Origin of the sequence: Nocardioides okcheonensis (assembly GCF_020991065.1) — a bacterium.
Taxonomy (GTDB): domain Bacteria; phylum Actinomycetota; class Actinomycetes; order Propionibacteriales; family Nocardioidaceae; genus Nocardioides; species Nocardioides okcheonensis.
In genome coordinates this window covers 1,352,932-1,373,732 of the sequence record NZ_CP087710.1, presented here as the reverse complement: position 1 = coordinate 1,373,732, position 20,801 = coordinate 1,352,932, and the positions used below count along the sequence as shown (strand labels likewise).

Here is a 20,801-nt window from a genome sequence, read left to right as displayed (position 1 = left end):
TGGTCGCGCGTCGGCGACGGGGGGCCTGACGCGCCGTGACCGGACCGGCCCTGCCGCGTGACCTGCACCCGATCGCCTGGTGGACCTGGGCGATCGGGCTGGCCACCGCGGCGTCGCTCACCACCAACCCGCTGCTGCTCCTCCTCGTGATGGGCACGGCGTCGGTGGTGGTCGTGGCACGCCGGTCCGGTCACCCCTTCGGCCGCTCGTTCCGCCTCTACGTCGCCCTCGCCGTCCTGACGGTCGTGCTGCGCGTCGTCTTCCGGATCGTCTTCGGTGGTCAGGAGGTCGGGCACGTGCTGCTCGACCTGCCCGAGGTGCCGCTGCCGGACTGGGCGGCGGGCATCCGCCTGCTCGGCCCGGTCACCAGCGAGGCACTGCTGGCCGGCCTCTACGACGGGATGCGGCTCGCCGCGATCATCGTGTGCGTGGGCGCCGCCAACTCGCTGGCCAACCCCAAGCGGCTGCTGGCCTCGGTGCCGCCCGCGCTCTACGAGATCGGCACCGCCCTCGTCGTCGCCGTGACGATCTTCCCCCAGCTCGCCGACAGCGCCCGACGGGTCCGGGCGGCACAGGCCCTGCGCGGGGGAGCGACCAAGGGGGTCGCCCGGCTGCGCCGCTTCCTGGTGCCGGTCCTCGAGGACGCGCTGGAGCGCTCCCTGGCGCTCGCCGCAGGGATGGACACCCGCGGCTACGGCCGCTCCGGGGGAGCGACCCCGCGCCAGCGGTGGACCACCGGCGCGCTGCTCATGCTCGCCCTCACCGGCATCTGCGTCGGGACCTACGCCTGGCTCGACCCGACCGCGCCGCGGGTGCTGGCGCTGCCGATGCTCGGGGCGGGCGTCCTGGTCGCGGTGGTCGGGCTGGTCAGCGCCGGCCGCCGGGTCGAGCGCACCCGCTACCGCCCCGACCCGTGGAACCCGCCCGAGCTGCTGACCGTCGGCGTCGGCGTCGCGGTCGCGGTGCTCGGCTGGCACCTCGGCCGCACCCAGGTGGTGGTCGCCTACCCGACCGTCGACGTGATGCCCTACCTCTCGCCGCTCGCGCTCGCCGTCGGCCTGCTCGGCCTGGTGCCCGCGGTCGCCACCCCGCTGCCCGCGACGACCCCGGTGCGGGCCGCGCGGGAGCCGGAGGCCGCGCCGGCCCCGGACCGCGTCGACCGGGAGGTGGCCGCATGATCGGGCGCGAGGTGGTCGAGCTGCGCGGGATCGGGCTGCGCTACGACCGTCACCACGTGCTGCGCAACGTCGACCTCACCCTCGAGGAGGGCGAGCTGGTCGTGGTCTCCGGGCGCACCGGCGTGGGGAAGTCGTCCCTGCTCGGGGTGGTCACCGGCCTCGTGCCGCGGTTCACCGGCGGCGAGCTGACCGGCGACGTGCTGCTCGACGGCCGCAGCATCCTCGACCAGCCGCCGCGGGAGCGGGCCCACCTCGTCGGCTACGTCGGCCAGGACCCGCTCGCCGGGTTCGTGACCGACACGGTCGAGGAGGAGCTCGCCTACGGCATGGAACAGCTCGGCGTGCCGCCGGAGACGATGCGCCGCCGGGTCGAGGAGACGCTCGACCTGCTCGGCATCGCCGACCTGCGCGCCCGTGACCTCCGCACGCTCTCGGGCGGGCAGCAGCAGCGGGTCGCGATCGGCTCGGTGCTGACCACCCACCCGCGCGTGCTGGTGCTGGACGAGCCCACCTCGGCGCTCGACCCCACGGCGGCCGAGGACGTCCTCGCCACGATCACCCGGCTGGTGCACGACCTCGGGCTGACCGTCCTGCTCGCCGAGCACCGCCTCGAGCGGGTGGTGCCGTTCGCCGACCGGATCTGCCTGGTGACCGGCGACGGCGGGATCCGCACGGCCGCGCCCGAGGTGGTGCTGGCCGACTCGCCCGTCGCCCCGCCGCTGGTCGACCTCGGTCGCCTCGCCGGGTGGGACCCGCTGCCGCTCACCGTCCGCGACGCCCGGCGCCACGCCCGGTCCCTGCCGGACCTGCCGCCGCCGGTGGACGTCGCGCTGCCCGCGACCGCCCCGCTGGTGCAGGCGCGCGACGTGAGCGTCGTGCACGGACGGACCGTGGCGGTGCGCGAGGTCGACCTGACCCTGTCGACCGGTCGGGTGACGGTGCTGATGGGCCGCAACGGCTCCGGCAAGTCCAGCCTGATCTGGGCGCTGCAGGGATCCGGCCGGCGACGCTCGGGGACCCTGTCGGTGGGTGGCGACGACCCCGCCACCCTGTCGGCCGCCGAGCGACGCGCCCACGTCGGGCTGGTGCCGCAGACCGCCGCCGACCTGCTCTACCTGGAGTCGGTGGCCGACGAGTGCGCCGCCGCCGACACCGGCGCCGACGCGGACCCGGGCACCTGCCGAGGCCTGCTCGGGCGGCTCGCGCCCGGCATCGACCCCACGACCCACCCCCGCGACCTCTCCGAGGGCCAGCGGCTCGCGCTCGCGCTCGCGGTCGTGCTGACCGCGCGGCCGCCCGTCGTGCTGCTCGACGAGCCGACGCGCGGCCTCGACTACGCCGGCAAGGCCGAGCTGGCGCGGATCGTCGCCGACCTCGCCGCCGACGGGCACGCCGTCCTGCTGGCCACCCACGACGTCGAGTTCGCCGCCCACGTCGCCGACGACGTGGTCGTCATGGCCGAGGGCGAGGTGGTCTCCAGCGGGCCGCCGCGGCGGGTGCTCGCCGAGTCGCCGTCGTTCGCCCCGCAGGTCACCAAGGTCCTCGGCGCGCCGTGGCTGGTCGTGGAGGAAGTCGCCGACGCCCTCGCCGGGGTGGCGCGATGAGCCTCCTGGAGCGCGCGACCTCCGCCCGGGCGCGTACCGTCCGCGACGACCGTCCCGGTGTCGCCCTGCCGATCGGGCCGCGCACGGCCGCGGTGCTCGTCCTCGCCTCGGTGGCCGGTCTGATGATGCTGTGCTGGCCGCTGCTGCTCGACGCCCAGCCGGGCCAGCGGGTCGAGCCGCCGTTCCTCTTCCTCGCCCTGCTGCCGCTGGTGATGGTCGTGGTCCTGGCCGAGATGGGCGAGGGCGGGATGGACTCCCGGGTGCTGGCGGTGCTCGGCGTGCTGTCCGCGATCAACGCCGTGATGCGCGGCCTCGGCGCCGGGACGGCCGGCATCGAGATGGTGTTCTTCCTGCTGGTGCTCGGCGGCCGCGTGTTCGGCGCGGGCTTCGGCTTCGTGCTCGGCTGCACCTCGCTCTTCGCCTCGGCGCTGCTCACCGCCGGCGTCGGTCCGTGGCTGCCGTTCCAGATGATCTGCGCCGCGTGGGTCGGCATGGGCGCCGGCCTGCTCCCGCGCCGCGTCGGCGGCCGCGCGGAGATCGCGATGCTGGTCGCCTACGCCGTCGTCGCGTCCTACCTCTACGGCCTGCTGATGAACCTCAGCTTCTGGCCCTTCACCCTCGGCATCGTGGTGCCGGGGCACGAGGGGTCGCTGGCCTACGTCGCGGGGGCGCCGGTGCTGGAGAACGCGCACCGCTTCCTCGTCTACACCCTGCTCACCTCGACCGGCGGCTGGGACACCGGCCGGGCGATCACGACGGGTGTGGCGATCGTGGTCCTCGGGCCGGCGATCCTCACCACGCTGCGTCGCGCGGCCCGGCGCGCGGTGGTCCGGCCGGCGCCCGCCCGGGGCTGACGCAACCGCTCACCTGCGGGCAGCCGGGACGTCACCCCGGCGACGCGCTCCGGTCAGGGACGCACGACAGCGTCGTCCCCCGTGGAGACCTCTCGGCGGGTGCTGCTGAAGGGTGGCTTCCTCGCCACCGGCGTCACGTTCCTCCCCGGCACGACCGGGCCCTCGCTCGACCTGCGGCCGTCCGCGGCGGCGCAGGTGCCGCACGACAACCCGTTCTCGCTCGGGGTCGCGAGCGGCGACCCGTCGCCCGACGGGTTCGTGCTCTGGACCCGCCTGGCCCGGCTGCCCCTCGACGACGACGGCCACGGCGGGATGGGCGACCGTGTCCACGAGGTCCGGTGGCAGGTCGCCACGGACCCGTCGTTCGCGCGGGTGGTGCGGCACGGGACGGTTCCGGTCGGGCCGGCGACGGGCCACTCGGTGCACCTCGAGCCCTCCGGGCTGGAGCCGGACCGCGACCACTGGTACCGCTTCCGGCTCGGGCGCCACCTCTCGCCCGTGGGGCGTACGCGCACCGCGCCGCGGCCCGCGTCGACCCCGGCGGCCCTCAGCGTGGCCGTCGCGTCCTGCGCGCAGTGGGAGCACGGCCACTTCACCGCCTACCGGCGCATCGCCGAGGACGAGCCGGACCTGGTCCTCCACCTCGGCGACTACCTCTACGAGTACGACCCCGGGTTCGAGCCGGCTCGGTCGGGCAACGTACGCGCGCACGAGGGTCCGGAGACGGTGACGCTCGCCGACTACCGGCGGCGCCACGCCCAGTACAAGACGGACCCCGACCTGCAGCGGCTGCACGCGGCGGCGCCGTGGGTCGCGGTCTTCGACGACCACGAGGTGAGCGACAACTGGGCCGACGACCGTCGCGGCACGACGACGGTGGGCGGCGACTTCGGGCTGCGCCGGGCCTCGGCGCTGCGGGCGTACTGGGAGAACATGCCGCTGCGCCGCTCGGCCTACCCGCAGGGCGCGGAGATGCGCGCGTTCCGGCGCTTCGGCTGGGGTCGGCTGGCGACGTTCCACATGCTCGACACCCGCCAGCACCGCGACCCGCAGGCGTGCGGTCCGGCCGCGATGGGCGCGTGCGACGAGACGTGGGAGCCCGACCGGACGATCCTCGGCACCGCGCAGGAGGCGTGGCTGGACCGGGGGCTGCGCGGGTCGGGCGCCACCTGGGACGTGCTGGGCCAGCAGGTGCCGATGGGCAGCCTCGAGCTGTCGCCGGTCGACGTCGGCCGGCAGTCGATGGACGGCTGGGACGGCTACCCGGCCTGCCGCGAGCGCGTGCTCGCCTCCCTGGCGGCCGCGGCGAACCCGGTGGTGCTGACCGGCGACGTGCACGACGCGTTCGCGACCGAGGTGTGGGCCGACCCCGACGACCCCGCCTCCGTCGTCGCCCCCGAGCTGATCTGCACGTCCGTCACGTCCAACGGCGACGGCGCCGACTCGCCCGACGGCAGCTATCGCTGGCAGGCAACCAACCCGCAGGTCCGGTTCTGGAACGACCTGCGCGGCTACGTGCGGGTCACGCTCACCCCGGGCGAGCTGAGCGCCGACTTCCGGAGCCTGCCGTTCGTGCGCGAGCCCGGCGCGCCGGCCTTCACGCGCGCGTCGTTCGCGGTGGCCGCCGGGTCGCCTGAGCTCCACCAGACCGGCGCGCTGCCGCTGGCCGAGCTGTGAGACGTCAGGGGCGCAGCACGACGACCCGGTCGTCGGCCGGGGTCGGCTGGCCGCGGCCGTCGCGGTTCGAGGTGGTCAGCCAGAGCCGTCCGTCGGGTGCGGCGACGACGGTGCGCAGCCGCCCGTAGTCCCCGGTGAGGAAGGCCTTCGGGGCCGACGCGGTGCCGTCGGCGGAGACGTCGATGCGCCACAGCCGCTGCCCGCGCAGCCCGGCCATCCAGAGCCGCCCGTCGGCGTACGCGAGTCCGCTGGGCGAGGCCTCCTCGACCGGCCAGACCAGCTGCGGGTCGATGAAGCGCCGACCGCCCCCGGCGCCCTCCACCTCGGGCCAGCCGTAGTTGCCGCCCTTCTCCACCAGGTTGAGCTCGTCCCACTCGGAGTCGCCGAACTCCGAGGCCCACAGCCGACCCTCGTCGTCCCAGGCGAGGCCCTGCACGTTGCGGTGCCCGAGCGACCAGACCGGCGACCCGGGGTCGGGGTTGCCGGGCGCGGGGTCGCCGTCGGCGGTGATCCGCAGGATCTTGCCGGCGAGGCTGTCGGGGTCCTGCGCGAGCGCGGGGTCGCCCGTCTCGCCGGTGGTGACGTAGAGGAAGCCGTCGGGCCCGAACGCGATCCGGCCGCCGTCGTGGATGAAGCCGCGGGGGATCCCCTGCAGCACGACCTGCGGCTCGCCCAGCGTGGTGCCGTCGAGGCGGGCGCGGACGACCCGGTTGTCGGTGCCGGTCGTGACGTAGAGGAACAGCGTCCGGTCGCGGTCGAAGTCCGGCGACACGGCCACGCCGAGCAGCCCGGCCTCGCCCTCGGGGACCGTCGCCGCGACGCCACCGAGCCGGCTCACCGCACCGTCGGCGTCGACGCCGAGGACCCGGCCGCTGATCCGCTCGGTGACCACGGCGCTGCCGTCGGGCAGGAAGGCCAGGCCCCACGGGACCTCGAGCTGGTCGACCAGCGTGCGCACCACCCGCGGCCCGCGCTGCGCGCCGCCGGGACCCTGCGACGACCCGCCCGTGGACTCGTCGTCCGGGGACGCCGTCGGCTGGCTCGGGAGGTCGGTGGGCTGGGTGACCCGCGGGATCGGCTGCTGCTCGTTGCCGGCGCACCCGGTGGCGGCGCCGAGCACGACCGCGAGCGAGGTGAGGGCGAGGCGCGATCTCATGCCGCGATTGTGCCGGGTGCGTCCTGACGCGCGGCCGGTCCGGACCCGGTGCGCGTGGCGCCGACCGACGCGGCGACGACGCACGCCACGGCGAGCCACTGGACCGGCGTCAGGGTCTCGTGGAGGACCACGATCGCGGCGAGCGCGGCGGCGGCCGGCTCCAGGCTCATCAGGATGCCGAAGACGGCCGGGCGCAGCGACCGCAGCGCGACCAGCTCGCAGCTGTAGGGGATCACCGAGCTCAGCAGGCCGACCAGCGCGCCCAGCAGCAGCACCCGCCCGTCGAACAGGCCCGACCCGGCGCTGACCAGCGCCGGGAGCGTCATCGCGACGGCCGCGACCAGGCTGGCGACGGCCAGCCCGTCGAACCCGGCCCAGCGTCGTCCGGTGCTGGAGGCGAGCAGGATGTAGGCCGCCCAGGCTGCGCCCGCGAGCAGGGCGAACAGCACGCCGGCGACGTCGAGGTCGGTGCGCTCGAGGCCGAGGAGGACGACGCCGACCGCGGCGAGCAGCACCCACACCAGGTCGCGGGCGCGCCGCGAGCCGAGCACCGCGAGGGTGAGCGGGCCGATGAACTCGATGGTGACCGCGATGCCGAGCGGGATGCGGGCGAAGGACTGGTAGATCGCCCAGTTCATCGTGGCCAGGCTCGCGCCGAAGCCGAGGACGACCAGCCAGTCGTGCCGCGTACGACCACCCAGCCGCGGCCGGGCGAGCGCCACCAGCACCACGGCGCTGGTGACCAGCCGCAGCCAGACCATCGCGGTCGGGGACACCTCGTCGAACAGCGCCTTGGCGATCGCCGCGCCCAGCTGGACCGACGCGATGCCGACCAGCACGAGGCCGACGGGGCCGAGCGCGGCACGGCTCGGTCGGTCGGTCACCGGGCCACCCTATGCAGTCGGCGGCCCGACCTCCGGTGCCGTCCCGTGCTCCGACAGGCTGTCGAGCGCGCGGCGGGTGTGCCGCTGCTCGGCGGCGAAGTAGTCGAGGCCCCAGTCCGCGACGATCGAGGGGAACCGGAACGGCTCGCCGGGCGCGTCCGCCCCGCGCAGGGCGTCGCGCACGTGGGTGAGGTCGGCGAGCGCGGTGTCGAGGTCGGCGAGGTAGTCGCGCAGCATCCGCCGGGTGTGGTCGGGCTCGGTGGCGTGGCCGACCAGCAGCCGCAGCAGGACGGTGTGCTTCAGCACGGGGAAGCCGGCCGGGGTCGCGTCCATCCACGTCCGCAGGGCCCGCTGGCCGGCCTCGGTGATGGCGTACGTCGTCACCTCGCGGCCGCCGTCGGCGCTGGTCGACCCCCGCACCAGCCCGTGGTCGGTGAGCCGGCGCAGCTCCGTGTAGACCTGGCTCATCGCGGGGGCGACCCAGTAGAAGCGCAGCGTCATGTCGGCGCGCTGCTTGACCTCGTAGCCGGTCAGCTCGTCGCCGAACGTGAGCAGCCCGAGGATCGCGTAGCCCGTGACGGGAAGGTCTTGACTCATCTCGCCACCAGAGTAGTGTTCCTAATCGGAATAGTCACGGAGGGGGACGCGGAGTGGCAGCAGAGCACGCGATCGAGGCCGAGGGCCTCGTCAAGCAGTTCGGGGAGACCCTCGCGGTCGACGACGTCAGCTTCGTCGTGCCCCGGGGCTCGGTGCTGGGGCTGCTCGGCCCCAACGGCGCCGGCAAGACGACCACCGTGCGGATGATGACGACGCTGACGCGTCCCACCCGCGGGACGGCCCGGGTGGCCGGGCACGACGTGCTGCGGGACCCGGCGGCCGTACGCCGCTCGATGGGGCTGACCGGGCAGTCCGCCACGGTCGACGAGCTGCTCACCGGGCGCGAGAACCTCTGGCTGGTCGGCAGCCTCTACGGCCTCGACCGGCGCACCATCGCCCGGGTCAGCGACGAGCTGCTCGAGCGGTTCTCCCTCACCGACGCCGCCGGCCGGGTCGTCAAGACGTACTCCGGGGGCATGCGCCGCCGGCTCGACCTCGCCGTGAGCCTGATCGCCACCCCGCCGGTGCTGTTCCTCGACGAGCCGACCACCGGCCTCGACCCGCGCAGCCGGGTCGAGCTGTGGGAGGTGCTGCGCGACCTCGTCGACGACGGCACCACGCTGCTGCTCACCACGCAGTACCTCGAGGAGGCCGACCAGCTCGCCGACGACATCGTCGTCATCGACCGCGGCACCGTGATCGCCCAGGGCACGCCGCTGCAGCTCAAGGACGCCTCCGGCAAGGCCTCCCTCGTCGTGACCGTCTCCCGCGCCGACGACCTCGCGGCCGCGGCGGAGCGGATCCGCGGCGCCGGGCTCGAGGTCCACGTGGAGACCTCCGCACGCAGGATCACCGCCCCCGCCGAGGGCCTGTCCGACATCACCCGGATCGCGGCGCTCTTCGACGGGAGCGGCATCGAGATCGACGACCTCGGGCTCCAGCGCCCCAGCCTCGACGACGTGTTCCTCAACCTCACCGGCCACCGGGCCGAGGAGGGCGGGGCCGCCGACCGGGACCCCGACGACGACCAGACCCTCGCGGAGGTGCGGGCATGAGCCAGCTCGACGAGACCAGCCGGACCGGCCACCACACCCACGGCGCCCTCGAACGGCCCGAGATCCGGCACACGTCCCTGTGGCACCAGTCGGTCACGATCTTCCGGCGCAACCTGATCCACATCAAGCGGATGCCGGAGATGCTGCTCGACGTCACCATCCAGCCGGTGATGTTCGTGCTGCTCTTCGCCTTCGTCTTCGGCGGGGCGATCACCGTGTCGTCGACCACCGGCTACCGCGAGTGGCTGCTCGGCGGGATCATGGGCCAGACCATCGCGTTCGCCTCGTTCATCGTCGCCATCGGGCTCACCGCCGACATCGACAAGGGGATCGTCGACCGGTTCCGGTCGCTGCCGATCAACCCCGCCGCCATCCTCGTCGGACGCAGCATGTCGAGCATCACCCACTCCTTCATCGGCATCATCGTGATGTCGCTGACCGGCCTGGTCGTCGGCTGGCGGATCCGTGGGTCGGTCCTCGAGGCGCTCGCGGCCTACGGCCTGCTGCTGCTCTGGGGCTTCGCGATGATCTGGGTCGGCATCCTCGTCGGCTCGGCGATGCGGTCGGTCGAGGCGGTCAACGGCGTCATGTTCACCACGATGTTCCCGCTGACGTTCCTCTCCAACGCGTTCGCGCCGTCCGAGGCGATGAGCCCGGTGCTGCGGGCGATCGCCGAGTGGAACCCGATCTCCGCGCTCGTCCAGGCCGTGCGCGAACTGTGGGGCAACACCGGGCCCGCGCCGGCCGACTCGCACCTGCCCATGCAGCACCCGGTGCTCTTCACGGTGCTCTGGACGGTCGCGATCACGGCCGTGATCGCGCCGCTCGCGCTCAAGGTCTTCCGCAACCGCACGCTGCAGTGACCGTCGCTGCCGGTCGAGCCCACGCCCAGGAGGAGAAGTCATGTCACGCACGCTGCTGATGGTCGGCACCCGCAAGGGCCTGTGGCTGGGGACCTCCGACGAGGGCCGCTCCGCGTGGTCCTGGACGGGCCCGCACTTCCCGATGGAGGAGGTCTACTCCGTCATGCTCGACACCCGCGTTGACGCGCCCCGGCTGCTGGCCGGCGCGTCGTCGAGCTGGCTCGGCCCGCAGGTGTGGCGCTCCGACGACCTCGGCGCCACCTGGGACGAGACCCCCAACGGCGCCGCCCGCTTCCCCGAGGACGCCGGCGCCACCCTGGCCCGCGTGTGGCAGCTGCAGCCCGGCCCGTCCGCGGACGGGGGCGACGGCGTCGTCTGGGCCGGCACCGAGCCCGGCGCGGTCTTCCGCTCGACCGACCGCGGCGAGACGTTCTCCCTCGTGCGCGGGCTCTGGGACCACCCGCACCGACCGGAGTGGAACGAGGGCTTCGGCGGGCAGGCGTTCCACACCGTCCTGCCACACCCGAGCGACCCGTCGCGGGTGCTCGCCGCGCTCTCGACCGGCGGCGTCTACGTCACCTCCGACGGCGGTGACACGTGGGCGCCGTCCAACACCGGCGTGAAGGCCGAGTTCTTCCCCGGCGACCGCCGCTACCCGGAGTTCGGCCAGTGCGTGCACAAGGTCGCCCGCGACGCCACCGACCCCGAGCGGCTCTACCTGCAGAACCACGGCGGGGTCTACCGCTCCGACGACGGTGGCGCGTCCTGGCAGGACATCGCCCCCGGGCTGCCCACCGAGTTCGGCTTCGCGATGGTGGCCCACCCGCACCGCGCGCAGACGGCGTACAGCTTCCCGATCACCGGCGCCGACGCCCGCTGGCCGGTCGACGGGAAGGCGCGGGTGTTCCGCACGACCGACGCGGGGGCGTCGTGGGAGCCGCTCGGCGAGGGGGCGCTGCCCGACGGCTACTTCACCGCGGTGATGCGCGACGCGATGTGCACCGACGACCACGAGCAGGCCGGGCTCTACTTCGGCGGGCGCAACGGCGGCGTGTGGGCCTCGCCCGACGAGGGCGCCACGTGGGCCGAGGTCCACAAGGACCTCCCCGACGTGCTGGTCGTCCGCGCGGCCCGGATCGACTGACGGCGCCGCGTCCCGGGTCTAGGGTGCCGCCATGGCTCGCTTCTCGCTCTCCCGCACCACCCGCGTCGAGGCCGGCCCGGTCCGGGTCCACGCGCTCGTCGACGACTTCCGCGAGTGGCAGAAGTGGTCGCCGTGGGAGGGCCTCGACCCCGCCCTGCACCGCGAGTACTCCGGCCCCGACCACGGCGTCGGCGCGACCTACCGCTGGTCGGGCAACAAGAAGGCGGGGGAGGGCCGGATGGAGGTCACCGGCTCCACGCCGACCTCCGTCGTGGTCGACCTCGAGTTCCTCAAGCCGTTCAGGGCCACCAACGTCACCACCTTCGCGCTCACACCGCTCGGTGACGCCACCGAGGTCACCTGGACGATGACGGGCGAGCGCAACGCCGCGATGTCGCTGCTGGGCCGGCTGTTCTTCGACAAGGCGGTCGGCCGGGACTTCGAGAAGGGCCTGGCCTCCCTCAAGGCCGAGGCCGAGCGACGCTGAGCCGGCCCGACGGCGAGCCGTCGCCGAGCGTTCACCCCGCGTCCGGACGGGGTTGTCCGCGGGCGGCTCCACTGCCGGCATGGAACTTTCTCGGACTCCTGTCTCCCGGCGCGCCCTCGCGCTGACCGCGGCCGCCACCGGCGCCGTCGCCGGCGCGACCTCCCTCGCCCTCCCGGACACCCGCGCGCACGCCGCGCCCCCGCTGCGCTCGGACCCGTTCACCCTCGGCGTCGCGTCCGGCGACCCGCTGCCCGACGGCTTCGTCATCTGGACCCGGCTCGCGCCCGACCCGCTCGCCGACGACGGCCTCGGCGGCATGCCCGGTCGCCGGTACGACGTCTCGTGGCAGGTCGCGACCGACCCCGGCTTCCGGCGGGTCGAGCAGGCGGGCCGGGTGCGGGCCGTCCCGGACGCCGCGCACGCCGTCCACGTCGAGGTCGCCGGCCTGCGCCCGGGCCGCGAGTACTGGTACCGCTTCCGCCTCGGCCGGCACGTCTCTCCGGTCGGCCGCGCGCTCACGGCTCCCGAGCCGTGGCGCACGCCCGCCGCGCTCGCGATGAGCTTCGTGTCGTGCTCCCAGCTCGAGCACGGCTTCTTCACCGCCTACCGCCGGCTCGCCGAGGACCACCCCGACCTGGTGCTGCACCTGGGCGACTACCAGTACGAGTACCGCGCCGGCGACTACACGGCGCCGGGCGGCAACGTGCGCGACCACCGGGGTCCCGAGACCACGACACTGGCCGGCTACCGCCAGCGGCACGCGCAGTACAAGACCGACGCCGACCTCCAGGCCGCCCACGCGGCCGCTCCCTGGGTCGTCGTGTGGGACGACCACGAGCTGGACAACAACTGGGCGGACGAGGTGCCGGAGAACCCGGCCGAGGCCGGGGCCGGCTTCCTCGCCCGGCGGGTCGCGGCGTTCCAGGCGTACTGGGAGAACATGCCGCTGCGGCGCACCTCGGTCCCGCGCGGGCTCGACATGCAGCTCTACCGGCGGGTCCACTGGGGCCAGCTGGCGACCTTCCACGTGCTCGACACCCGGCAGTACCGCGACGACCAGGCGTGCGGCGACGGCTACGACGACTGCCCGGCCGCCGACGACCCGGCCCGGACGCTGATGGGCGCCGAGCAGGAGGCGTGGCTGCAGGACGGCTTCCGCACCTCGACCGCCCGCTGGGACCTGCTCGGCCAGCAGGTCTTCTTCGCCCAGCGCGACTCCACGCCGACGCCCGACCTCACCGTGTCCATGGACGCGTGGGACGGCTACCGCGCCAACCGGCAGCGGGTGACCCAGGGATGGGTGGACGCAGGGGTGCGCAACCCCGTCGTGCTGACCGGCGACGTCCACACCCACTGGGCCTCGGAGATCAAGCTGGACCACGCCGACCCCGATGCCCCGTCGGTCGGCACCGAGCTGGTGTGCAGCTCGATCACCTCCGGGGGCAACGGTGCGGACTCCGCCGACGGGGTGCACCCGTGGTTCGCCCAGAACCCGCACCTGAAGTTCTGGAACAACCTGCGCGGCTACGTCAACACCCGCATCCAGCCCGACCGGGTCGACGTCGACTTCCGCTCGCTCGAGCGGGTGTCGGAGCCGGGACGCCCGGCGTTCACCCGGCGGTCCTACACGATCGTCGACGGCGACCGGCGCCTCCACCAGACGGCCGACAGCCCGACGGTGACCACCAGCGCGCTGCGCGGGACCAGTCCGGAGGAGCTGTCGCGGGAGACGATCCGCACCGAGACCGAGCGCCCGTGAGCGCGGCGGGCCGGTCGGGCGGGGAGTGAGACGTCGTACGGGCGGCGGCGGGGCGCGGACTAGCCTGCAGCCATGACCCATGCAGCCGACGGACCCGACATCAAGCCCCGCAGCCGCGACGTCACGGACGGCCTCGAGAAGGCCGCCGCGCGCGGCATGCTCCGCGCGGTGGGCATGGGCGACGACGACTGGGAGAAGCCGCAGATCGGCGTCGCGTCGAGCTGGAACGAGATCACGCCCTGCAACCTCTCGCTCGACCGGCTCGCCAAGGCGGTCAAGAACGGCGTGCACGCCGCCGGCGGCTACCCGCTCGAGTTCGGCACCATCTCGGTCTCGGACGGCATCTCGATGGGCCACGAGGGGATGCACTTCTCGCTGGTCAGCCGGGAGGTCATCGCCGACTCGGTCGAGACCGTGATGATGGCCGAGCGGCTCGACGGCTCGGTGCTGCTCGCCGGCTGCGACAAGTCGCTGCCCGGCATGCTGATGGCCGCGGCCCGGCTCGACCTGGCCAGCGTCTTCCTCTACGCCGGCTCGATCATGCCCGGCCAGGTCGATGGCCAGGACGTCACGATCATCGACGCCTTCGAGGCGGTCGGCGCGTGCCTCGCCGGCCGGATCACCGAGGACGAGGTGACCCGCATCGAGAAGGCGATCTGTCCCGGCGAGGGCGCGTGCGGCGGCATGTACACCGCCAACACGATGGCCAGCGTCGCCGAGGCGCTCGGCATGAGCCTGCCCGGCTCCGCGGCGCCGCCGGCCGTCGACCGGCGCCGCGACGGGTTCGCGCACCGCTCCGGCGAGGCGGTCGTCGGGATGCTGCGCAACGGCATCACCGCCCGCCAGATCATGACCAAGCCCGCCTTCGAGAACGCGATCGCCGTCGTGATGGCGCTCGGCGGCTCCACCAACGCCGTGCTCCACCTGCTCGCGATCGCCCGCGAGGCCGAGGTCGACCTCACCCTCGACGACTTCAACCGGATCGGCGAGAAGGTGCCGCACATCGGCGACCTGAAGCCGTTCGGGCGCTACGTGATGAACGACGTCGACAAGATCGGCGGCATCCCGGTGGTGATGAAGGCACTGCTCGACGCGGGCCTGATGCACGGCGACACCCTGACCGTCACCGGCCGCACCATGGCCGAGAACCTCGAGGCGCTCGCCCCCCAGCACGTCGACGGCGACGTCCTGCGCAACCTCGACGCCCCCATCCACGCCACCGGCGGCCTCACCATCCTCAAGGGCTCGATGGCCCCCGAGGGCGCGGTCGTCAAGAGCGCCGGCTTCGACGACTCGACCTTCACCGGCACCGCGCGGGTCTTCGACGGCGAGCGCGCGGCGCTCGACGCGCTCGCCGCGGGCGCCATCACCGCGGGTGACGTCGTGGTCATCCGCTACGAGGGCCCCAAGGGCGGTCCCGGCATGCGCGAGATGCTCGCCATCACCGGCGCGATCAAGGGCGCCGGGCTCGGCAAGGACGTCCTGCTGATCACCGACGGCCGGTTCTCCGGCGGAACCACCGGCCTCTGCGTCGGCCACATCGCGCCCGAGGCCGTCGACGCCGGGCCGATCGCGTTCGTCCGCGACGGCGACCCGATCACCCTCGACGTCGCCCACCGGACGCTGTCGCTCGACGTCGACCCCGCCGAGCTGGAGGCCCGCAAGGACGGCTGGGAGCCGCTGCCGCCGAAGTACACCCGCGGCGTGCTCGGCAAGTACGCCAAGGTCGTGCAGTCGGCGGCCCACGGCGCGGTCTGCGGCTGACCGGTAGGTTGCGGTCGTGACGACCGCAGCAGACCTCGACGCCGCCGACCCGCTCGCCCACCTCCGCGACCGCTTCGTCGGCGCCACCTCCGACCTCGTCTACTTCGACGGCAACTCGCTCGGTCGGCCCCTGCGCGCCACGGCCGAGCGGATCCGCTCGTTCGTCGAGGACGAGTGGGGCGGCCGGCTGATCCGCGGCTGGGACGAGCGGTGGTACGAGCAGCCGCTGGTGCTCGGCGACGAGATCGCGCGCGTGTGCCTCGGCGCCGCGGCCGGCCAGACCTTCGTCGGCGACTCCACCACGGTCCTGCTCTACAAGCTGATCCGCGCCGCGGTCGACGGAGCGCCCGGGGGCCGCGACGAGATCGTCATCGACGACGACAGCTTCCCCACCGACCGGTACCTCGTGGAGGGCATCGCCGCCGAGCGCGGGCTCACCGTCCGCTGGCTCGAGGTCGACCGCGCCGGCGGCCCGTCGCCCGAGGCCGTCGCCGCCGTGGTGGGGGAGCGGACCGCGCTCGTCGTGCTGTGCCACGTCGCGTACCGCTCGGGCTTCCTCGCCGACGTCCCGGCGATCACCCGAGTCGTCCACGACGCGGGCGGCCTGGTCCTGTGGGACCTGTGCCACTCCGCCGGCTCGGTGCCGACCGAGCTCGACGCGTGGGACGTCGACCTCGCCGTGGGCTGCACCTACAAGTACCTCAACGGCGGCCCCGGCTCGCCCGCCTTCGGCTACGTCGCCACCCGCCACCAGCACCTGCGCCAGCCGGTCCAGGGGTGGATGGGGCACGCCGACCCGTTCCTCATGGGCCCGGGCTACACGCCCGCCGACGGCGTGCGCCGCTACATCTCCGGCACCCCGCCGATCAGCGCGATGCTCGCGATGGCCGACATGGTGGCGCTCGTCGACGAGGCAGGGATCGACGCGGTCCGCGCCAAGTCCGTCGCGCTCACGTCGTACGCCGTCGAGCTGGCCGACGAGCTGCTCGCCGACCTCGGGGTCACCGTCGCCTCGCCGCGCGACCCCGAGCGCCGCGGTGGACACGTCACGCTGCACCACCCGCGGATGAAGGAGGTGGTCGCGGCGCTGTGGGAGCGCGACGTGATCCCCGACTACCGCGACCCCGGCGGCCTGCGGGTCGGGCTCTCGCCGCTGTCCACCTCGTTCGACGAGGTGCACCGCGGGATGGAGGCGATCCGGGACGCGCTCGCCGGCCTCGGGAGCGGCTCCTCGTAGGGTTGCCGGCGTGACGGTGAACCTCCCCTTCCCGAGCGCGCAGCGCCAGACCCCGCACGGCCAGCGCATCGGACGCGCCGTCGACTGGCACGGCGCCACCGCGCCGGCCCGGGACACGGTGCTCGAGGGCAAGGGCGTCCGGCTCGAGCCGATCAGGGCGCAGCACGTCGACGACCTGTTCGCCGCGCTGTGCCGGGAGTCCGACGACGCGCTGTGGACCTACTTCGTCTGGGAGCGCCCGCGCACGCGCGACGAGCTCGCCGCCATCGTCGACGACATGGTCGCGGCGCCCGGCGTCGTGTCGTTCGCCATCGTGCCCGTCGAGACCGGCCGCGCGGCGGGCTTCTGCTCCTACCTGCGCATCGACCCCGCGATGGGCTCGGTCGAGGTCGGCGGCATCCTGCTCGGCCGCCAGCTCCAGCGCAGCCGCGCCGCCACCGAGGCGATGGCGCTGCTGCTGCGCCACGCCTTCGACGACCTCGGCTACCGGCGCTACGAGTGGAAGTGCGACAGCCTCAACGCGCCCTCGCGCCGCGCCGCGATCCGCCTCGGCTTCATCTGGGAGGGCCGGTTCCGCAACGCGCTGGTCTACAAGGGCCGCAACCGCGACACCGACTGGTTCTCGATCACCGACCGCGAGTGGCCGCGGGTGCGGCGCGCGCTCGACGACTGGCTCGACGACGCCAACTTCGACGACGCCGGCCGCCAGCGCACCCGGCTGGCCGCCCGCCCGCCCGAGACCGCCCGGGAGCAGTGACGTGGACCAGCGCGTCAGCTTCGTCACCCTCGTCGTCACCGACCTCGAGGCCACGCGTCGCTTCTACGTCGACGGGCTCGGCTGGGAGCCCGAGGTGCACGTCACGGGCGAGGTGCTGATGTTCCGCGTCGCCGACAAGGTCGTGCTGAGCCTGTGGGCGGAGGCCGGCTTCGTCGCCGAGGTCGGGCACGCGCCGACGCGCGGCGGCACGCCGCCGATCACGCTGTCGCACAACCTCGCCACCACCGACGGCGTCGACACCGTGCTCGAGCAGGCCCGGGCCGCCGGGGCGTCGGAGGTGCTCGCCGCCGAGCAGCGCGAGTGGGGCGGCTACTCCGGCTACTTCGCCGACCCCGACGGCTTCCGGTGGGAAGTGGCCGTCAACCCCGGCGAGATCGGGCAGTCTGTGCTCCCGTGAGCACCGACCTGCCGACCGTCCCGGGCTGGGACGACTACTTCCTGGGCATCGCGACCGCCGTCGCCGCGCGCGCCAAGTGCACCCGCCGTCGCGTCGGGGCCGTGCTCACCATCGACCACCGGATCATCGCCACCGGCTACAACGGTGCCGCGCCCGGCGAGGACGACTGCCTCTCGGGCGCCTGCCCGCGCGGCCAGCTCGGCTACGACGAGGTGCCCGGGCTCGGCGACTACGACCGGCCCGGCGCACCCGGCTTCTGCATCGCCATCCACGCCGAGGTCAACGCGCTGCTGTTCGCGACCCGCGACACCAAGGGCGCGACGGCCTACATCACCGACCCGCCGTGCCCCGGCTGCCGCAAGGCGCTGGCCGCCGCCGGGGTGGTCCGCGCGGTGTGGCCCGACGGCGAGCACGACCGGGTCGGCCTCACCGCCTGGTAGGCCCTCAGCGGTCGGCGGACGCGTCCGCTGCCTGCTCGTCCGCGCTCCGGCGGCGCTCCTCGTCGGCCCGGCGGGCCTCCTCGGCCCTCCGGCGGCGCCTGACCTCGCCGCGCGCCACGACGAACGCGATCAGCACCGGCAGCGCGAGCTTGCGCACCGGCTCCACCCAGCCGGGGAGGTCGGGGAGGTCCGGCCAGGGGATCGACGGCAGCTGGACGTCCGGCCACGGGATCGCGGGCAGGTCGGGCCAGGGGATGGACGGCAGGTCCGGCCAGGGGACCGACGGCAGGTCGACGCTGGGCCACGGGACCCGGGCGAGCAGCCACAGCAGCAGGACCGGCACCGCGACACCGGCGGCGGCGAGCGCGGTCTGCCGCGCCGTGTGCAGGTGCGGGTGCGCGCCGATCCACTCGGCCCGTCGCGCCGCCCGCGACCCCGCCTCGGGCTCGAGGTCGGTGCCGCCGAGGCCGGTGTGCGCCTCGGCCTCCGAGCGGTGCAGCGTCACCCGCCGCACCGGCCCGACCAGGCCGCAGACCACGCGCACGGCGCCGTCGGCGCCGTCCGGGGCGAGGACCACCTTCTCGTCGGACGTCCGCTTGCGGCCGACCTCCACGCCGTCGCGCGACCACACGACCGTCCGGGTCAGCGCGGCGGGCTCGACGACGACCTCGTGGTCGACGTCCGCCACCACGAGGTGCCACCGTTCCGCCTCAGCCATGCGTGCAATACTAGAGCACGCACTCCATCAATGGAACGAGGACCATGGCGCGCACCGTCGACCCCGAGCGGCACCGCGAGCGTCGGCTGGTCATCATCGACGCGGCGCTCACCTGCTTCGCGGCCACCGGCTACGCCGGCACGTCGACCGCGGCGATCTGCCGGCAGGCCGGCATCGGGTCGGGCACCTTCTTCCACTACTTCCCGACCAAGCAGCAGCTGCTGCTCGCCATCCTCGAGCTCGGCACGACCGAGACCCGCGAGTGGTTCGCCGCGCGCCCGGCCGACGACGACCCGTTCGGGGTGGTCGAGGCCTACGTCGCCCACGCCGCGGACGAGATGTCGGACCCCAGGATGGCGGGGTTCGTCCGCGCGGTCGGAGCGGTGATGGGCGAGCCAGAGGTGGAGGCGGCGCTGGGGGCCGACACCCGTGCGCTGGAGGAGGGCCTCGCGCCCTGGCTGGCCCGCGCCAGGGAGGCCGGACAGGTCCGCGACGACGTGTCGGCCGCCGACCTCACCCAGTGGGTGATCGCCGTCGTCGACGGCTTCCTCGGCCGGCTGGCCGTCGAGGAGCGGTTCACCGCGGCGGGACAGCGCGCGATGCTGCTCGACGTGGTGCGTCGCCTGCTCGCTCCCGGCTGAGCCCGTCGCTCAGTGCGGCCGGACCCACACCAGCTCGTCGGCGTCCCACTTCGCCAGCGCCACCGGCACCAGCCGGGCCACCAGGTCGGCGGGGGAGAGGCCGGTGAGCTCGTCGGCGTGCCGGGTCCCGTACTCCTGCCCGACGGCGTTGTTGTGCTCGTCGACGCGCGAGTCCCGGGCGTTCGGGGTGCCCGACTCCTGGGCAGCGGCGATCGTGCGCGCGGCGTCGGTGCCGAAGCGAGCGGTGAGCGCGGCCTGCCACGTGAAGTGCCGCACCGCGTTGGTCCGGCCCGGCACCCCGCGGCCGTGCGTGGCCGCGGCGGCCAGCGAGGCCTGCGAGATGCGCAGCACCTCGAACGCCTCGGCGGGGGAGAGCCCCGCCCGCGTCGCGGCGACGTAGAGCCGGGGGACGCCGGTCCCCGCGTGGATGGCCTGGCGGGCGAGGTCGCCCCACCCCGATGACACAGAGCCCATGGACACAGCCTGACAGACTCGGCGCATGTCCACGCCCGTGCCTCCGACCCGCTACCCGCGCCTGTTGCGCCCCGGTGACCGGATCGGGGTGACCTCGCCGTCGGCCGGGGTGGTCGGCGCGGGGGCCGAGCGGATCGACTTCAGCGTCGAGTGGCTGCGCGCCCGCGGGTACGACGTCGTGGTGGGGGCGTGCATGGACGGCTCCGGCCTCACCTCCGCCCCCGCCGAGGTCCGCGCGGCCGAGCTGACCGGCATGCTGGCCGACCCCGACATCGCCTGCGTCGTGCCCCCGTGGGGCGGCGAGACCGCGATCGACCTCGTCGACCTGATCGACTGGGACCTGCTGGCCGCGAGCGAGCCGACCTGGCTGGTCGGCTTCTCGGACCTGTCGACCGTCCTGCTGCCGATCACGACCCGCCTCGGCTGGGCGACCGTGCACGGCGACAACCTCGCCGACACCCCCTACGCCGTGCCCGACGGCCTGCTGCACTGGCTCGACCTGGTGAGCGGCCCGGGTCCCTTCGTGCAGCGCGACTCCGGGGTGGTGACCGACTGGTGGCGCTTCGAGGAGGACACCCGCGCCACCACGTGGAAGCACGTCGGGCCGGGCGGCTGGGAGCTGCGCGGCGGCGGGACGCTCGACGTGACGGGCCGACTGGTCGGCGGGTGCATCGAGACGGTCGGGCCCCTCGCCGGCACGCCCTACGGCGACGTCCGGACCTGGGCCGAGCGCTTCGACGAGCCGACGGTCGTCTACCTCGAGGCCTGCGAGTCCGACGCCGTCGACATCTGCCGCCACCTCCACTCGATGCGGCTGGCCGGCTGGTTCGACCGCGCCGCTGCCGTGCTCATGGGGAGCACGCGCGCCCCGGACACCCCCGACCTCACCCAGCGCGGGGCCGTGGAGGACGCCCTCGGCCGCCTCGACCTGCCGGTCGTGTGGGACCTCGAGATCGGCCACGTCCCGCCCCACCTGCCGCTGGTCAACGGCGCGCTGGCGCGGGTGGTCGTCGACGGCGACCGCCACGAGGTCACCCAGACCCTGGCGTGAGCGGGTCGCGCCCGCCCGGAGGGGGTGGCCGCTGTCGGTGGGG

General features: G+C 74.5%; 21 protein-coding genes. 16 read left to right on the top strand and 5 right to left on the bottom strand.

Annotated features, from left to right (window positions below):
* Positions 1 to 35 precede the first annotated feature (35 nt).
* The 4 genes from LN652_RS06545 to LN652_RS06530 all read left to right on the top strand — a co-directional run bounded on the left by LN652_RS06545 (position 36) and on the right by LN652_RS06530 (position 5,313).
* Complete coding sequence (locus tag LN652_RS06545) at positions 36 to 1,178, top strand: energy-coupling factor transporter transmembrane component T family protein (RefSeq protein WP_230443872.1); 1,143 nt, start codon at positions 36 to 38, stop codon at positions 1,176 to 1,178.
* Complete coding sequence (locus LN652_RS06540; RefSeq protein ID WP_230443871.1) at positions 1,175 to 2,782, top strand: ABC transporter ATP-binding protein; 1,608 nt, start codon at positions 1,175 to 1,177, stop codon at positions 2,780 to 2,782. The genes LN652_RS06545 and LN652_RS06540 overlap by 4 nt, the downstream gene beginning before the upstream one ends.
* On the top strand, positions 2,779 to 3,636 hold the full coding sequence (locus LN652_RS06535) for an ECF transporter S component (RefSeq protein WP_329958467.1): 858 nt from the start codon (positions 2,779 to 2,781) through the stop codon (positions 3,634 to 3,636). Before LN652_RS06540 ends, LN652_RS06535 begins: the two co-directional genes overlap by 4 nt.
* 81 nt (positions 3,637 to 3,717) lie before the next feature.
* The gene (locus LN652_RS06530; RefSeq protein ID WP_230443870.1) at positions 3,718 to 5,313 is read left to right on the top strand and encodes an alkaline phosphatase D family protein; all 1,596 of its coding nucleotides are present in this window, start codon (positions 3,718 to 3,720) and stop codon (positions 5,311 to 5,313) included.
* A gap of 4 nt (positions 5,314 to 5,317) precedes the next feature.
* Here LN652_RS06530 and LN652_RS06525 read toward each other — a convergent pair whose 3' ends face one another.
* Genes LN652_RS06525 through LN652_RS06515 form a run of 3 tightly spaced genes read right to left on the bottom strand, consistent with a single transcriptional unit; the run spans position 5,318 to position 7,950 of the window.
* Positions 5,318 to 6,469 (bottom strand): PQQ-dependent sugar dehydrogenase, encoded by a 1,152-nt coding sequence (locus LN652_RS06525; protein WP_230443869.1) that lies wholly within the window; start codon positions 6,467 to 6,469, stop codon positions 5,318 to 5,320.
* Positions 6,466 to 7,353, bottom strand: a complete 888-nt coding sequence (locus LN652_RS06520) for an EamA family transporter (protein ID WP_230443868.1) — start codon at positions 7,351 to 7,353, stop codon at positions 6,466 to 6,468. The genes LN652_RS06525 and LN652_RS06520 overlap by 4 nt, the downstream gene beginning before the upstream one ends.
* Positions 7,354 to 7,362: 9 nt before the next feature.
* Positions 7,363 to 7,950, bottom strand: a complete 588-nt coding sequence (locus LN652_RS06515) for a PadR family transcriptional regulator (RefSeq protein ID WP_230443867.1) — start codon at positions 7,948 to 7,950, stop codon at positions 7,363 to 7,365.
* A 53-nt stretch (positions 7,951 to 8,003) separates the two neighbouring features.
* Between LN652_RS06515 and LN652_RS06510 the strand changes: the two genes are divergently transcribed.
* The 10 genes from LN652_RS06510 (at position 8,004) to LN652_RS06465 (ending at position 17,874) form a co-directional block, all read left to right on the top strand.
* The gene (locus LN652_RS06510; RefSeq protein ID WP_230443866.1) at positions 8,004 to 9,005 is read left to right on the top strand and encodes an ATP-binding cassette domain-containing protein; all 1,002 of its coding nucleotides are present in this window, start codon (positions 8,004 to 8,006) and stop codon (positions 9,003 to 9,005) included.
* Complete coding sequence (locus LN652_RS06505; protein ID WP_230443865.1) at positions 9,002 to 9,868, top strand: ABC transporter permease; 867 nt, start codon at positions 9,002 to 9,004, stop codon at positions 9,866 to 9,868. Before LN652_RS06510 ends, LN652_RS06505 begins: the two co-directional genes overlap by 4 nt.
* Before the next feature lie 40 nt (positions 9,869 to 9,908).
* Positions 9,909 to 11,012, top strand: a complete 1,104-nt coding sequence (locus LN652_RS06500) for a sialidase family protein (RefSeq protein ID WP_230443864.1) — start codon at positions 9,909 to 9,911, stop codon at positions 11,010 to 11,012.
* A 31-nt stretch (positions 11,013 to 11,043) separates the two neighbouring features.
* Entirely contained in the window at positions 11,044 to 11,499 is a 456-nt protein-coding gene (locus LN652_RS06495; protein ID WP_230443863.1) for an SRPBCC family protein, read from the top strand.
* Positions 11,500 to 11,578: 79 nt separating this feature from the next.
* A complete protein-coding gene (locus LN652_RS06490; RefSeq protein ID WP_230443862.1) occupies positions 11,579 to 13,258 on the top strand; it encodes an alkaline phosphatase D family protein in 1,680 nt (559 codons plus the stop codon).
* A 72-nt stretch (positions 13,259 to 13,330) separates the two neighbouring features.
* Entirely contained in the window at positions 13,331 to 15,022 is a 1,692-nt protein-coding gene (gene ilvD / locus LN652_RS06485) for a dihydroxy-acid dehydratase (RefSeq protein WP_230443861.1), read from the top strand.
* Positions 15,023 to 15,038: 16 nt separating this feature from the next.
* Positions 15,039 to 16,259: a kynureninase gene (locus LN652_RS06480; protein ID WP_230443860.1), complete on the top strand. Its 1,221-nt coding sequence runs from the start codon at positions 15,039 to 15,041 to the stop codon at positions 16,257 to 16,259.
* A 10-nt stretch (positions 16,260 to 16,269) separates the two neighbouring features.
* Positions 16,270 to 17,016, top strand: coding sequence for a GNAT family N-acetyltransferase (locus LN652_RS06475; protein ID WP_230443859.1), 747 nt, complete (start codon positions 16,270 to 16,272; stop codon positions 17,014 to 17,016).
* A 1-nt stretch (position 17,017) separates the two neighbouring features.
* The gene (locus LN652_RS06470) at positions 17,018 to 17,434 is read left to right on the top strand and encodes a VOC family protein (protein ID WP_230443858.1); all 417 of its coding nucleotides are present in this window, start codon (positions 17,018 to 17,020) and stop codon (positions 17,432 to 17,434) included.
* A complete protein-coding gene (locus LN652_RS06465) occupies positions 17,431 to 17,874 on the top strand; it encodes a deoxycytidylate deaminase (RefSeq protein WP_230443857.1) in 444 nt (147 codons plus the stop codon). The genes LN652_RS06470 and LN652_RS06465 overlap by 4 nt, the downstream gene beginning before the upstream one ends.
* 4 nt (positions 17,875 to 17,878) lie before the next feature.
* On the opposite strand, the gene LN652_RS06460 is transcribed toward LN652_RS06465, so the two are convergent.
* Positions 17,879 to 18,592, bottom strand: coding sequence for a hypothetical protein (locus LN652_RS06460; RefSeq protein ID WP_230443856.1), 714 nt, complete (start codon positions 18,590 to 18,592; stop codon positions 17,879 to 17,881).
* A gap of 44 nt (positions 18,593 to 18,636) precedes the next feature.
* Between LN652_RS06460 and LN652_RS06455 the strand changes: the two genes are divergently transcribed.
* On the top strand, positions 18,637 to 19,233 hold the full coding sequence (locus LN652_RS06455; RefSeq protein WP_230443855.1) for a TetR/AcrR family transcriptional regulator: 597 nt from the start codon (positions 18,637 to 18,639) through the stop codon (positions 19,231 to 19,233).
* A 9-nt stretch (positions 19,234 to 19,242) separates the two neighbouring features.
* Here LN652_RS06455 and LN652_RS06450 read toward each other — a convergent pair whose 3' ends face one another.
* Positions 19,243 to 19,707: a DUF6973 domain-containing protein gene (locus LN652_RS06450; RefSeq protein ID WP_230443854.1), complete on the bottom strand. Its 465-nt coding sequence runs from the start codon at positions 19,705 to 19,707 to the stop codon at positions 19,243 to 19,245.
* 25 nt (positions 19,708 to 19,732) lie between these two features.
* On the opposite strand from LN652_RS06450, the gene LN652_RS06445 reads away from it, so the two are divergent.
* Complete coding sequence (locus LN652_RS06445; RefSeq protein ID WP_230443853.1) at positions 19,733 to 20,758, top strand: S66 family peptidase; 1,026 nt, start codon at positions 19,733 to 19,735, stop codon at positions 20,756 to 20,758.
* Positions 20,759 to 20,801 lie beyond the last annotated feature (43 nt).